Annotated in this window: 9 protein-coding genes; 1 reads left to right on the forward strand and 8 read right to left on the reverse strand. The window is 33.7% G+C overall.

Annotated elements, in window-relative coordinates; genetic code table 11:
* The first annotated feature begins 37 nt into the window (after positions 1-37).
* A protein-coding gene (locus AB3G36_RS10990; RefSeq protein WP_367752676.1) for an IS3 family transposase occupies positions 38-1,200 on the forward strand; the annotation gives its coding sequence in 2 pieces (ribosomal slippage) (positions 38-278 and positions 278-1,200; 1,164 coding nt in all).
* Here AB3G36_RS10990 and AB3G36_RS10995 read toward each other — a convergent pair.
* The 8 genes from AB3G36_RS10995 to AB3G36_RS11030 form a co-directional block, all read right to left on the reverse strand.
* Positions 1,184-1,945 carry a hypothetical protein gene (locus tag AB3G36_RS10995; RefSeq protein ID WP_367752678.1) on the reverse strand — a complete coding sequence of 254 codons (762 nt, stop codon included), beginning with the start codon at positions 1,943-1,945 and terminating at the stop codon, positions 1,184-1,186. The two genes, AB3G36_RS10990 and AB3G36_RS10995, sit on opposite strands and share 17 nt — an antisense overlap.
* A 511-nt stretch (positions 1,946-2,456) precedes the next feature.
* The gene (locus AB3G36_RS11000; RefSeq protein WP_367752680.1) at positions 2,457-3,884 is read right to left on the reverse strand and encodes an L-serine ammonia-lyase; all 1,428 of its coding nucleotides are present in this window, start codon (positions 3,882-3,884) and stop codon (positions 2,457-2,459) included.
* A gap of 175 nt (positions 3,885-4,059) precedes the next feature.
* A complete protein-coding gene (locus tag AB3G36_RS11005; protein ID WP_367752682.1) occupies positions 4,060-6,375 on the reverse strand; it encodes a BamA/TamA family outer membrane protein in 2,316 nt (771 codons plus the stop codon).
* A complete protein-coding gene (locus tag AB3G36_RS11010) occupies positions 6,375-11,339 on the reverse strand; it encodes a translocation/assembly module TamB domain-containing protein (RefSeq protein WP_367752684.1) in 4,965 nt (1,654 codons plus the stop codon). The genes AB3G36_RS11005 and AB3G36_RS11010 overlap by 1 nt, the downstream gene beginning before the upstream one ends.
* 166 nt (positions 11,340-11,505) lie before the next feature.
* Entirely contained in the window at positions 11,506-13,188 is a 1,683-nt protein-coding gene (locus AB3G36_RS11015) for a Na/Pi cotransporter family protein (RefSeq protein ID WP_367752686.1), read from the reverse strand.
* Between the two features lie 102 nt (positions 13,189-13,290).
* The gene (locus AB3G36_RS11020) at positions 13,291-13,665 is read right to left on the reverse strand and encodes a group 1 truncated hemoglobin (protein WP_367752688.1); all 375 of its coding nucleotides are present in this window, start codon (positions 13,663-13,665) and stop codon (positions 13,291-13,293) included.
* 300 nt (positions 13,666-13,965) lie between these two features.
* Entirely contained in the window at positions 13,966-14,265 is a 300-nt protein-coding gene (locus tag AB3G36_RS11025; RefSeq protein ID WP_367752690.1) for an HPF/RaiA family ribosome-associated protein, read from the reverse strand.
* Between the two features lie 282 nt (positions 14,266-14,547).
* Positions 14,548-15,342, reverse strand: a complete 795-nt coding sequence (locus AB3G36_RS11030; RefSeq protein WP_367752692.1) for an NIPSNAP family protein — start codon at positions 15,340-15,342, stop codon at positions 14,548-14,550.
* Positions 15,343-15,358 lie beyond the last annotated feature (16 nt).

Raw genomic sequence — 15,358 nt, forward strand, 5'->3', positions numbered from 1 at the left:
ACTAAATAATTAAGCCCATAAATAGTATATTTGAATTATGGGAAAAGTTTATGCAAACGACTTTAAAATTATGATTGTAGAATTATTAAAGTCTGGTAAATCGCTAAAAGAGATTAGTGAAGAATATGGTTTAAATGACAGTATGCTACGAAGGTGGCGAAGAGAGTTTGATTCGAAATCAGGAGATTTTTCTAAGAAAATTGAACTATCTGCTGTAGAAGTCGAATTAAAGAAACTAAAGAAAGAGCTTCAAGATGTTAAATTAGAACGAGATATTCTAAAAAAGGCGGTGAGCATCTTTTCCAAGAACGACAGATAAGGTATAAATTCATTTCTGAAAATAAGAATCAATATCCTGTTGAGAAGATGTGTTACTGTATGAAAGTCAGTAAAAATGCTTATTATCATTGGTTAAAAAGCTCTTTATTAGATTATAAAAAATCTGACACATTAGTTTTAATGGAAAAAATTGAGCAGGTATTTTATGAAAACAAAGAGATTTATGGTAGTTATAGAATACAAAAGAAGTTAGAACAAAGTCATTTATATTATTCTCGTTCTTACATTGCGTTTTTGATGAAAAAACTAGGATTGAGAAGTGTTTTAAAAAGAAAATTTATTATTACAACAGATTCTAATCATACTTATCCAATTGCAAAAAATATACTGAATAGAGATTTTACAAGTAATCAATTAGGACAAAAATGGGTGTCAGATATTACTTATGTTAGAGTTAATGACCAGTGGAATTACCTAACAACAATAATGGATCTAGCAGATAGAAAAATTATTGGATGGACATTAAGCGAAGATATGACAGTTGAAAACACCATCTATAAAGCTTGGTTATTAGCTAAGAATACTAGAAAAACAACTCCAGATCATATCTTTCATTCTGATAGAGGTGTACAATATGCTTCTAAAAAAATGAATCAAATATTAGATAAAAATACTAAAACTACTCAAAGCATGAGTAGAAAAGGAAATTGTTGGGATAATGCTGTAGCTGAAAGTTTTTTTAAAACAATAAAATATGAATGTTTATATAGGTATAAATTTAATACATATCAGCAATTATATGATTGTACATCTGATTATATACAGTGGTACAATACACAAAGATTACATTCTAGTTTAGGTTATAAAACACCCTTGCAAAAAGAAATAGAGTTGAGAGATTTATTTAAAATAGCGGCTTGAGTAAATTAGTCACAAATTTTGTAGTTATTCCATAACAGTCTTTGATGGTGCTAAAACGTGCCATCGAGAACCGTTTTATTTTTTCTCGCAATACAAGAAATGGTGGTACATACACTTCCATCCATTTCGGGTCTTCTGGATGTGGTTTTACTATAATCGATTCAGATGTAAAGACCGTTTCGCTTTTGTAAGAATCATTTTCAGGAAAAAAAGAGGATGCGCCAAGTATTTTTTCAACTTGCAATTTTACATTAGTGTTCCTTAGGACCATGTAAACCTTATAATTGGCATTCCAATAGACTCCTTTTGTGGCCAATAATTGCCTGCTTATTGCCTGATAATACTGCATCTTGAAAACCCAATACTTACCTAAATTGGGCAGTAATTCTAAACGCATGTTGGGTGCTAACGAATTTGTTTTCGCTATATGTTCAGGATTATTCAGCATGGGTGCCGAATCTAACTGAAGGTTGCCTGTGGCTATGGCTGGAAGGTCACGGCCTATGGTAAGGCCGGCCAGCGGTTGCGTTTTAGTCTTTTTTGGGTTGTCAATAACCAAATCATCAAAGGTTTGACTTATGAGCTTGTAATTTACAGCATTGTAATCAAAATACCAACAACGGAGCGACTGGCTATAGATTCCTCCCAATTTTTTTAATTGAGAAATAGTCCCACTATCATAGGTAAAAAAAAGTCCGATTCGATCTGCATCGCGATGCCATATCTTTTTTACAATTATTTGCATAAGGCGTATATGAAGTAACTAAAATACTACTTTATTTTAAATAATATCATATAATTTATTGATTTTGAATGGTCTATGATGAATTTTATTTCGAATAGTTAAAAATGCCTGTTTTCGCTGTCGCAAAAGGGGATCTTGCGTGAAGGATCAAAGTGGAAATCCTCCCGATTTTTTTCGGGAGATTGTAGCGTAGAGCCTGACGCTGCTGCAACGGAGTGGAAGCTGGGGCACGCCCAAAAATAGGAGATTGTGAAAATCATTTACCGTTTACCGTCCATCGCAGGACAAATTATAATTATTAATTAGCTAAAATGAATATAGGTCAACGGGCATCGAACAACGAAAATCGTCCATCGTTTACCGTCCATCGCAAGAAGATTGCAAACAACGAATAACGAATAACGAAAATCGGTCAACGAAAACTGTCCGCCGTTTACCGTCCATCGCAAGATAGATCAACTACTAACGAACAACGAGCAACGTGCATCGAACAACGGTCAACGAACAACGATTAACAATCGGCCATATTCACTGCGATTGCTAATCCGCCCTCCGAAGTTTCTTTGTACTTATTGTTCATGTCCTTAGCGGTTTGCCACATGGTATCGACTACTTTGTCCAATGGTACTTTGGCGTTTTTTGGGTCGGTTTCAAGGGCGAGTTCGGCGGCATTGATGGCTTTTATAGCACCCATCGTATTGCGTTCGATACATGGAATTTGGACTAAACCACCTATAGGGTCACAGGTCAATCCTAGGTGGTGCTCCATGGCAATTTCGGCGGCCATCAATACTTGTTCGGGTGTTCCACCCATGAGTTCACAAAGTGCCGCTGCGGCCATAGCCGATGATACGCCTATTTCGGCTTGGCAACCACCCATAGCGGCTGATATAGTGGAGCCTTTTTTGAAAATACTGCCTATTTCTCCAGCCACCAGTAAAAATTGTTTGATTTCTTTTGGGCCCGCATTGTGGTTTTCAATTACCAAATAATACATTAAAACGGACGGAATTACTCCAGCACTACCATTTGTAGGTGCGGTTACAATGCGGCCTAGTGCAGCATTGACTTCGTTTACGGCCAAGGCAAAACAGCTTACCCATTTTAGGATTTGGCGAAACTTCACTTCGGTCAAGCGTATTTGTTCTAACCAAGTTTGTGGATCACTATAATTAGACAATCCGATTAAATTTTGATGCATGTCAAACGCCCTGCGACGCACATTTAGACCACCTGGAAGGATTCCTGAAGTATGACATCCTATGTACATACATTCGAGCATGGTGTTCCAGATGCGCATCAATTCATGATCGATTACTTCCTCCGTGCGCATGGATTTTTCGTTTTCATAAACAATCTCCGAAATGCTTTTATTTTCGCTTTTGCAAAAGACTAATAGCTCAGCCGCATTATTGATCATGTAAGGGAAAGCACATTTAATTTTGATTTTTTCCTTGGCATTAATGCGTTCTTCTTTTACTACAAATCCACCACCGATGGAGTAGTAGGTAGCCTCATATGCAATCTCGTTTCCAATAAAAGCAGTAAATGTCATCCCATTAGAATGAAAAGGAAGAAACTCTTTATTGAACCTAATATCATCAGCGAACTGATAGGGTATTGGATATTGATTTCCTAAATTGATTAGGTGGGTATCTTTAATGATTTTTATAATTCCATCGATGTTTTCCACCGGAATATATTCTGGGTCTTGACCGCTAAGTCCTAGCATCACTGCCAAGTCAGTCGCATGCCCTTTGCCTGTTAACGACAAGGAGCCATATAAGTTAGTTTTAATTCGCGTAACAGTAGGTAAAAGGTTTTCCTCTTTCAATTCTTGCAAGAAGCGTTCAGCGGCACGCCATGGGCCTAAAGTATGGGAACTTGATGGTCCAATACCAATTTTAAGCATGTCAAAAACTGAAATACACTCTTCCATATGTTGCGAATTTTTTTAAACAAATATAATTGAAATTAGCAATGAATTGCCTTTAACAGCAACAAAGATGTAATAATTATTGTGTTTTAAGGTTTTATTATGATTATTCTTTAATAGATCAAATAAAAAAAAGGCATTGTAGATTTTGAAGCTATTGGTAATTAAAGTAATAGGTCTAAAATGGATATCCAATAGCCAGATTAAATACTAAATTGTCATTTCGCCAAGAGCCACTTCCAAAATTTACTTTGTCCAATACCCAGCGTTGACCATCGGGCAAGTACGGTTTACGTATAGGAAAAGCAAGATCCGTTCTCAGGACCAGAAACGAGAAATCAAATCGCAATCCAGCACCTACACCCACAGCGAGTTCGTTTAAAAAGTCTTTAGAGAATTTGGCGCCCGGTTTGTCTATGTTGTCTTTTAAAAGCCATATATTTCCGGCATCCATGAACAAAGCTCCTTTAACCAATCCGTAAATTTTTGCTCTATACTCTGTATTGAATTCAAGTTTTAAATCTCCTGATTGATCCGGTAAAAAGGTATTGGCATTCGTTGATCCATCAAAGGTTCCAGGGCCAATAGAGCGTGCTCTAAAGGCTCTAATACTATTCGTACCACCATTAAAAAATTGTTTGATGAATGGCATTTCATTTGAGTTGCCATAAGCAAAACCTGCTCCCACGATAATTCTAGTAGCGAGTTGTGATTCGGCACCTAATTTTAGGTAATGCCTGAATTCATTTTCTACTTTTATAAATTGACTAAATGGTACCTTAAATACTTTAACGGTATCTCCTGATTTTATATTAGCACCGGATAGTAATCCTGTTATATTCCCAGCGAGGTCAATACTTCCCTTGTAATAAAAGGTATTCTTTTTTCTTTTCTCCATGGTATTAGTATACGTATAGGAGTAAGTAGGACCAAAAATCAATTGTTTTTCGATTACTTTTCCAAGTGATGCATTGGCAGCAATTTGTTCGCGATACAAAGGCGTCACGTTTTGTGGACTGGCAAAGGTGATCTCAGTGACATTCAACAAGTGTTCTTTGCGTTCATTCTCTTTCCATAAATATCCAAAAGAACCTTTGAGGGTTTGCAAGGAATATAATTTGGTTCTGTTTTGAAACTCATATCCTAGTGTTGCTTTTGTTTTTGGAACAAAACCACTGGAAGATTGAAATTTAAAAGGGGCAATAAGGCGCGGCCAAATTAAATTAGCCTCTGTTCCAAAACGGTATACATTAAACCCATTATTTTGTCCAGATACCTGTACTTCAACGCCACCAAAAGCCGAAATTGTAAGCTGTTCCGCTCCTTTCCATAAATTGCGATTGCTCCAGTTTACATTGAGTTCAGTCCCGGTATAATTAGCTGAATTGGTTTTGGCCAACACTTCTACACGAATGGATTTCTTAGGCAAAGGAGTCAAATAATAATAGGCATCGAGATAATTACTTATCGTATCGGCTACTTTAAACTGGTTTTTTACAAACTTGAAAGTGCCTAAATTGACTAATCGATTTAAAGATAAATTGTGGTTGGTGCGGTTGTAATAATCCCCTTTTTTAAAATAAAGCGTTCGGTCAAAAATGCTGGGATTAAATAAATGTTCGTTATCTATAATCGTAAAATCCTTGTAATGAACAATTGAATCACTGTTGCTGGAGGCATTATCTGTATTAATGGAATAATTAGGATACACGACCACTTTATTGATCTTGTATTGCTCTTTGGACAGTTGGGGCGCATCTGTTTTTATCTTCACAATCAAATCTACTTGATGATCGGCTACTGTACTGTCTACCTGTACGAGCAAATAATCAGGATTGAAATAATAGAATCCTTTTTCTTTGAGTCGGGTATCAATTCGCTCTCTTTCGGTTTTAATAACTTCTAAACTGTATCCTTCTCCTTTTTTTAATAAAGAGCGTCTTTGCGTTTTACGCACTGCTGCAGCCACAGCCGATGAATCTTCGGGAAATTTTACTTCTCTAATAAAGTAACGTTTGTTTGGTGTAACAGTATACGTCGCTTTTGCTTTTTTTCCCGCTCTCGTGGAATCAGCACTGGATTTTACATTGAAATACCCTTTGTTTTCACTATAGTTTTGTAAAACACTTTTGTTGTATTCTAGATCTACTTTACTGTATAAAACTGGTGCTTCCCCTAGTTTGGTTTTGATCCAGTAGCGAATTCCTTTTTCTTTTTTTGGCTGTCCCGCCAAATTATAAAAGAACAGTTTGGGCCTCATCCCTAGAAAGGAAGAGTTGGGTTTTGGCCTTACCAAAAGCTCTAATTCTGATTTTAGTGCTTTGCGTTCCTTTTTAGCAGGTTCATTTCCTTCTATTTTAATTTTTGCACCTGTATAAAGCAGTTCTCCTTCGGGTAAATATTTAGTACCACTGCATCCAGATAGGAACAGGATGACAAAAAGAAAATAGAGTAGTGGCGCTTTGTTTTTCATAATACTATAGGTAGGATTCATTATTTCTTTTTGTTTTTCTCTTTTTGAGTTTTACTTTTTTGAAATAATTCTTTAAAATGATTGTAATCTAAAGTGATAATAAAAGCAATTCCTGTTTCTATTACTTGTCCTTGCAGTGCCACTTGGTATTTGTTTAAACGGTAGGCTTTTAACTTGTATCGTCCATCTTTAGACAATTGATATTCAACAGATACGTCACCCGCAATGTTATTGTTAGTTTCATTGGTTTGTTGTGGCCCTTCCAGCCCAAAACTGCTCCCAACGGTTACTTTCAATCGATCGTTCAGTAATTTTTTAGAAATCCCTACATTCAAATCGGTTTTATTTTCAAGTTGTCCGGTGGTATAATCTTCGGTTGAATTTAAATCAAAATTCAATTCGACACCGCTAATTAAGTTTCCGGCCAAATTGTTCAGTTGTTGCGATAGGATTTTACTGGCACTTTGTCGCGCTATGGATGTCAAAGAACTACCACCAGCTTCACTAGCAAAAGGATTTTCACCTATAAAACGATTCAATAGCAGTAACGCAAATACTTGCTTGTTGAGTTCGTCTGGTTGCTGACGCAATTGCGTTAATTTAGCTTGAGTTGTATTGATAATTTCGGTGGATACACTATTGTTTCCATCGGGCAAAATAATATCAAAACTGATGACGGGTTTCATTAGCTCCCCAGTCATTTTTAATTCGGTTTCAAAAGGGATTTTTTGTTTGTAGGTATTTCTTACTTCTGCTGAAACATTAGTCAATTGGTCATCAATAAGATCAATAGGAGCAGCCTGATTTTTGTAAACAGCAGTTATATTAATATCTGCCGATGTTGGTTCGCCTGTCCATAGAATATAACTACCGCTCTTAATATCGAATTTTCGTTTGATAAAATTAAAATTCATTTCATAAGCTCCTTCTTTTAGCTCATATCTTCCTGTTAATGTCGTTTTTCCTGAAGGATCAATTCCACCATTTAACTGCGCTTCTCCTTTTAATTTTAAAAAGTCACCATTGGATTTGTCAATTACAATAGATAATTCGGCCTCTTTATCGACTTCTATATTGACCGATGCATTGATTCCTTTTATTTCTGTTTTACTTAAATTTTCATCTACAGCAATGGTTTCAATCATCGAAGGATTGTCTTGGTCAATAAATTCCACAATTCCTTCTCGATCCGCGATGGATGGATCCGATTGTGGCATTACAATAGTCAGTTTGGTGTCTTTATTTACTTTTATATCTCCATCTACAATAGGATTATTGAAATCTCCTTTTATTCTTAAATGGTTGTCTAAATATACTTCTCCATAATACAAAGGATTGTCTTTCTCTTTGGAATTTAAGGCTTTGAAATTTGTGGCATCTAATGTTAGATCAAAACCGAAATTATTGAAATTTGCACTATTGATTTTTCCATTGATAACTAAATCATTGTCTTTCTCATCTTTAATGGTAAAATGATCAAATAGAATGGCATCATTGGTAAACGAAACAGCATCATTCATGGACTTAAATGTGGCGTTGAGTGGCGTTACTTTGAATCCGATATCATTCAATTTTAAGTCACCAATCATTTTAGGTTGATCTGTAGTTCCTGTTATTTTAAATTTACCATTAAAAAAACCAGTGCTTTCTTTTAGGTTATCCAATGTAAATCCTTGAATGCTTTTCAGATTTAGTTTTACAATATCCAGGTTGAAGTCCATTGCACCATTTCCTGTTTTGTAAGTTCCATCTAAATTCACTTGATTGTCCTGACCTGTTATAGCTACTTTTGCATTATAACTGTTGGCAACGATATTATCCACTTGAATATTGATTGTCCCAACGGTGTCTTTTTTAAATGCAAAATCAGAAATGGTAAGATTAGAAGTAAAAACAGGCGTTTGATTTAAATTTTTTAGTAGAACCGCACCATTTGTAGTTCCACTAATGGTTAAGTCACTTTTTTCGGCAATGCTAGTCAGCGTCTCTAGTTTAAAATCTTTGAAATTAATAGCCAGTGGCGCATTTGTTTTTTGAGATTCGGATTGCAGTTCAATGCTACTCCCGTCTTTGCTTAGTTTAAGCTGGTTAGCATACAATCCTTTAGGACCAAAACGGATTACATTATCAGGATCTATATTCCAGGATTCGTAATTAAGCAATAGGTTTTTTGAATCAAAATGAAGGTCATTATTTCCATTTTTAGCCTCAACTGTACCAGCAATCAAATACCTTTCTTTGTCTTTTAAGTCTTTTAATTGTAAAACATAATTGGCAGTATTGTTTTGTATTTTACCAGTTAGGGAAGTGTACGGCAGTTGAAATTGAGTGTTTTGTAAATCATCAACCATTAAGTTGTATACCAAAGAATTGTCTTTAGTATCTATTTTAAAAACGGCATTTGTCACTGTGTTTCCTCCATAAATAACTTTTGGGATGGCGGCATTCAAAACAATAGAATCATTTACGGTATTGTATCTTCCAGAAATAGCTATAGGTTCTAGGCTCTTTAAATCAGGAATTAATTTCACTAAAAGCGGACTGTCAGCAATTCCAATTTTGAATTCCAATTGCTGTTTTTCAACTGCTTTAGTTTTCGAATATGAATCCGTTGAATAATATTTTGAAATAGACTGAGACAAGGCTGCATCAATTTTAGATAGTTTGTATTTTCCGTTTACGCTAGCAGTCATAAATGGAGATTTTAAATCCAAAGTATTTTTATCAGCAGTAGAAGTGGCAATTAAAGTAATGGAATCGGTGACATATTGCGTTGCCTCATCAGCAACGGTTAAGTTTAAAACAGTAAATTTACCATTGAGGTAATCCAGATCAGCTGATTGAATATCAGCTTGTACAGTTCCTCTTATTTTTAGTGGACCAGCGTGCAGGTTTAACTTTTCAAGGTCAGCAATATCAATATTAAGGTTAATGGTACCAGCGGGATATTTATCTTTAAAACTACCGCTGCTCACTAAGTCAAAAGTAAGATTGGGATCAGGGCTGCTTGCATTTATTTTAAATAAACCATTATGAATGGCGCCTTTTAAATCCAAGTTTTGATAGGTATATTTATTGTAATATAGTTTTTGAATGGTCCCGCTTATGGATGTATTTGCTGTTTTGGGATCAAAACCTGTTCCTTTAATAGTAGCATTTAAACTGATTTTACCAATATCACTATTTTTTATCAATTTGCCTAAATCAAAATTAGTCAGTTCTGTATCTAGATTGTACTTTTCTTTGTTTTTAATTTGTTGGTTGTACTGCCCCTTAATAGTAGCATTTCCATAACTACTCCCTAAAACGAGATCGGTATAGAAATCATTTAGCGTTCCTTTAAATTTTCCTACGGCATTAAATACGGCCGGAAGTGCAATGGTATTAGGAATCGTTCCTTTTGGAATAAATTCGTTTATATCTTTAGAAGTGGTTTTGAATTCATTGATGACCAAATCAAAATGCGCTTTATTGACATCAGGTAAACCCGTTATTGTACCACTGGCATTTACTTTAGTCGTTCCCAAGCCACTTACTTCTAGTTTTGGTATTTTTATGTTATTGAGCTTCCCACTGACTTTACTGTCAATAAGAAGGATGGCGTTAGGATTACTATCAAACGGCTTTGTAGTGGATAATGTAGGAACAAAAATTAAAATGTCTTTAAAACCAATACTGCTTTTTTTCAAATTGGCAATCAGACTTAGATCACCTAAATTTTTCGAAATATTTGCTATGGATTCATACCCAATTTGGATTTCGTTTTGTAATTGGGTTTGGGGAGTTTTGAGATATAAATTTTTAAAGAAAGCATTCTTTCTTCCATAGAACACATCCGATTTTAAAGCGAGTATATTTAACCCACTTTTTTCCTTCCCTTTGAATGAGTCAATATTTGCAGAAATACTGATGGGGCTATAACGGAAGTTTCTAGCTTCGGTACTTAAGGATGAAAATTTCAGATGGTTGTAATCAATCCCTTTTTCTAGGACAGTAGCATTATAATTGTCATAAATAAAACCCACTCTTTTTAAACTAAGTTCCCTTATTTTTACTTCCCAATTATTAGAATCAGTAGCTGGTGTACTAGTAGCAACTATTTCTTTTAGCTTTCCAAATGCTAAATTTCCTTCGGCATCGGCTAGCGAAACTTTATCAATTAATAAAAATTGGTTGTTGATATCTGTTTTATCAAATTTTACCAATAGTTTTTTTAAGGAAAGGGTAGTGGTTAATTTACTTTTTTCATCTTGGTAGTCAATGGCAATTTTAGACAAATCTACTTCTCCTAGTCCAATGTTGAAATTCGATTTAGATGCTGTACTATTTGCTACACTGGTAATTTCTTTTGGAATTCCTTGTTTTAGCTTTAACTTCAATCCTTTGATTTTGATTTTAGGAACCTCAAAATTCATTTCTTCCAAATCAAAAGTTTTGATTCTCGTTTCTAAATGCCTTAGTTTTAGTGTTAAATCATTTTTAGAAAATGCATCAGTATATTTTAGGTTTATGGTGTCTAGATTGACTTCATCCAATGAAAAAATCATTGGTGTACTGTCTTTGGGTTGTTTATCTGGGGACGCAAAAGCTTTGATTATATAATCGAAATTAAAATCTCCTGTTGTATTTCGGTTTATATTTACCGTGATTCCATTTAAATCAATAGAATTAATAGCAACCGTATTATTTATTAGTTGCCACATACTAATATCAACTGCTATTTTTTTACCAGCCAAAAGCGTATCTTTTTTTTGACCTTCAAAATAAATGCCTTCCAGGATTATTTTTTTAGGAAACTCAATTTTTAAATGGTTTATGGAAACTTTAGTTTGAATTTTTTCTTGGATATAGGCTACCACTTTTTGTTTCGCAACGTTTTGTACCGAAGGAATTTGTATGAGGATTAGTAGTATTAAAAACAAGCTAAAAATTGTTCCTACTATCCAAATAAATAACCTTAAACTCTTTTGTAAGTATTTTTTCAACTGTTGTTGTTTTAGATTTAAAATTGTCAGAATAAACTGAAAACCTCTTTTTAAATTTAAAATTGAATTTTACACAAAGATGAAAATTAATATTCATATTGGCTTATAAAATTTAGAGTAAATCTTATAAAATTTTTTGAATTTAATTTTCTATATACAAGTAGTTTTAAGTTTTATACACGGGAATTTCATTAAAGTCTTCAGCTAGTTTTTCTTTCAGTAGAAAATCTTTTATAGCCATAAACATAGCTTTATTTGAAGTGAAAAGTTCTCTGTTGAAATTGATAACTGTGGTAATATCTATATCTTCAATTGGCGCATTTTGTACCTCTGAATAAAAAGTGTTTAGTGCCGATGTATAATTGATTTGTATGGAATTAAATAAGCTTTGTAATTTTTCAAATGTAACTTGATTTTTTTCCGTTAAATAGGAGTTCAACTCCATATAAAGGATTTTAGTTTCTTCTTTATGATGGATAAAAAATTGGTACTTGATATCTTTAGAAGAATGACTTAGATTCGAAATATTAGTTCCAATATCCTTAACGCTTTTTACAGCATGCATTGCAGATCGCACTGCTGATATTAATTGGTTGATTTCGGAATATTCTTCTGTCTGTAATTTGGGTCTTAATTTCAAATAAAAAATTTGTAGTTCCCCTTGCAATTGTTTTAAGAAATCATATTGATCTTCTTTAGTTTTAGAGAAAAATTTATGTTTATCATTGATGCTTTTAAATACAGCATTTTCTCGAAAATCTTGAGTGTCAATTTTGAACAATTCCATATTGAATAGCATGGAATTATGTATAAAATAGTTGGTTTCTCTTCTAAATAAATCCAATGCTGTTATGGGTTCCGCAATCGAGGCATGAGTAATAAAAGCAGCTGTATTTCCATTAAGATCTTTGAAAAACCGTTCTAGAAATTGCGAAAAATTATCAAGGAAAGGAAGGAAAAAAAGGATAGAAAATAAGTTAATTAGACTTGAAAAAGTGACTAAACCAATGAGTGGATTTTTAATGTTGAAAACATCCGTAATAAGACTCAAAATAGGTTTTAACAAGATAAAAGCAAACACAGTAACAAAAACATTGAATAGAAAATTACCCAAAACAACTCGCTTTTTAGAAGCATTACCGCCAATAGCTCCTAACACAATTTTTATGGTTGTCCCTGTTTCTGATCCCAATACAATAGCAGCAGCAATTGGAAAACTGACCGCTCCAACATGAAGTGCACTAAGAGTCAATGCCATAGTGACAGAGCTAGATTGTACAAGCATGGTTATAATAAATCCAATAACTAAGAAAATGATTAATGGCATTTCGGCATATTTTGAGAAATCAAAAATCTTAACTTGCGCTTCCATTGCCGTTTTCATAAAAGAAAGTCCAATGAACAATAATCCAAATCCGAAAAGAAAAAAAGCAATATATTTAATGGTTTTCCGGTTACCCAATAGGATTAAAAGTAAACCTCCCACACAAACGGCGGGATAAGCTACAACTTCAATATCAGTTTTAAAACCTAATGTAGCTACTAACCAGCTATCGAGAGTCGTTCCAAGATTAGCACCCAAAATTATAGCCATAGCATTTTTCATCGTAAATACACCTGCACCTACGAAGGCCAAAACCATAAAGGAAACCATAGAACTACTTTGAAGAATAGCTGTTACTATTGCTCCACCAGTTACAGCTCCAATCTTATTTTTTGTAATACGTTGTAGAAATAGTTTAAAACTACGACCCGACAAATTTTTGAGAGATTCTTCTAGCAAGTACATGGCAAAAAGGAATAGTCCTACACCAGCAGCAAGTTTAAAGAAATGGTTGAGCGTATCCATAAGACATAAATAGACTTAAAGATAAGAATAAAATTATTAAAAACTGTTCTTAAGGTTGGATTTAAGCGGACTTGAAATACTTTATTATGCAAGTGGGAATTGCTATTTAGTAATAATCATTCCCTTTAATGACCAAAGAATTGCTAACACCTCTTTTTTTGAATCTTCATCAATATTATGTTTATCTAAAACACGAAAGATATCCTCCATGACATGCATGTACTCTCCTCGATTTACATTCATGCCAGTGTGGGCTGTACTCATATCTTTGCCACTATAAGTTGCGGGACCTCCGCTACCTGCGCTAAAAAATTCAATGGTGTGCTTTTTAATGTTTGCCAATTCTTCTGGTTGGTCCCTAAAGGGTATAAATCGAGCATTTATTGCAGGATTATTCATGTGTTCTTCAACCACATCATTGACAATTTGTGTAATTCCAGAATTTCCTCCTAAGCGATCGTAAAGTAAAGTCGTCATAATAGTATTTTTTATGATTAAACAATAGAACAATAGTAGTTTTGATATTTGAAATAAGATAGTAGTATTCTTGGGGAGAAGTTAAAGCGCTATTTTAGCTTTACTAAGTTACTCATTTTTTAAGTAATAGAGTGTTTTAAATAAAAAGATAATTATATAATGCTGATAATTAATAATTTAACTGTTGTAGTGCTATTTTTATTTCTGTTGTAGGCCTATGGCATACTTTATCTTTACAAATATAAATAGTGGTCTGTTTTGGGGTTAATTTCCCCTCTAATAATGCTAATTGAAATAGAACTAATGCAATTGTCTTTCACTTTTGCGTTTGTTTAATTGTACAGTTAAATCTTTTATGGTTTCTGCTACTGCAGCTTCTAAAGTTTCCTCGTTAGAAGAGGCAAAAATTGGAGGTCCAGGACAGCTAATAGTAACATCGCACAATTTCCCTTTTCCTTTCGTGTCTTTTTCCTCTTTGAAAAATACTTTTGCTCGAATAATCCAGTCAAAGTGTTTGTATAATTGATCCAGTTTTTCCAATACAAGATTTTCAGCAATTTTGTTTTTTTCTGTATTCACAAATTGTATTGTAGTTTCCATATTATTTATTTTTAGGATTAAAAAATAAAACCAATTGGTATTGAAGCAAAACGAGTGGAATAATTACAGATGAATTATTTTTTGTATTCGTAAAAAAAAGTATTGCTAAAAAAGTAGTATTCAAATTTACGAATTAAATTGGCAACTGTAAGTAATTATATATAGTAATGCTTAAGTAGCCAGAGTATTTTCATATTTTACTGTTTTTGCTAATAAATATAAAAAAAAGAACCACAACGTTTATAGTTGTGGTGCCTTAAAATTTGATTTTTCAATTTTTTACTAATAATCTGAGTACTCTGTTGGATATAAAAAGGTAATATCAATATGTGAGATGTTATTCTTGTATTTTTCCATTGCAATTAATCCTTTCCATTCAGGCGAATCAGAAAAGGCTTTCCAATGGGCATCACGACTTTCCTGATCTTTAAAAGTAGTCATATACATCAAGTTAGGCATTTTAGGTCCTGAAATTACTTGGCCATAAAAAACAGCATTAAATTGAAGGCGGTTAAAAAGTTTAACTTCACCACCAGCATTAAACATGTCCACTTTATTGGCATGAATAGCTTCAGTAGGAGATTCGTAACTTCTTAATTCATACACTCGTTTGTCTCTAGGACTGTCAAGTGCTGGAGTAATTAAAAAAGGGTGATCTGTAAAAGCTTTCAATAAAACGGATTCAATGCGTAGGTAAGGGGCCTGCTTATAATTCGCATTTAAATAGGCTGCTCCCGCCGATAAATAGATTTTGTCTTTGGATAATTTCTCATCAAGATTTAGAAATTGATCCATTGATTTAAAAGGAATTACGACAATTATTTTTTTTAGGGTATCTGTATCAGTAGCATTTGCTTTCGGTTTAAAAACGCCAATATTCTTAATTCCTAGTCTTTTTAATCCAGGCAAATAGGCTTCTTTCAAGAATTTATCGGTAGCTTGAACTTGCTCATCTGAATGTAAGGTATACGTTTTAAGCTGGTAGAATTCTCGTGATTGGTTTGTTTTGTTAATTGATTTAAAACTTGTTATTGCAAAAGCAAGAACCACAAGAAATAGTATTTTGGTTGTTTTCATAATAAATTTGATTAAT

This window comes from Flavobacterium sp. WC2430 (assembly GCF_040822075.1).
Taxonomy (GTDB): domain Bacteria; phylum Bacteroidota; class Bacteroidia; order Flavobacteriales; family Flavobacteriaceae; genus Flavobacterium.

Coding starts and splice junctions, on each gene's coding strand:
- AB3G36_RS11030 (WP_367752692.1), bottom strand. CDS start 15,342: ATGAAAACAACCAAAATACTATTTCTTGTGGTTCTTGCTTTTGCAATA.
- AB3G36_RS11020 (WP_367752688.1), bottom strand. CDS start 13,665: ATGACGACTTTACTTTACGATCGCTTAGGAGGAAATTCTGGAATTACA.
- AB3G36_RS11025 (WP_367752690.1), bottom strand. CDS start 14,265: ATGGAAACTACAATACAATTTGTGAATACAGAAAAAAACAAAATTGCT.
- AB3G36_RS11005 (WP_367752682.1), bottom strand. CDS start 6,375: ATGAATCCTACCTATAGTATTATGAAAAACAAAGCGCCACTACTCTAT.
- AB3G36_RS11015 (WP_367752686.1), bottom strand. CDS start 13,188: ATGGATACGCTCAACCATTTCTTTAAACTTGCTGCTGGTGTAGGACTA.
- AB3G36_RS11000 (WP_367752680.1), bottom strand. CDS start 3,884: ATGGAAGAGTGTATTTCAGTTTTTGACATGCTTAAAATTGGTATTGGA.
- AB3G36_RS10995 (WP_367752678.1), bottom strand. CDS start 1,945: ATGCAAATAATTGTAAAAAAGATATGGCATCGCGATGCAGATCGAATC.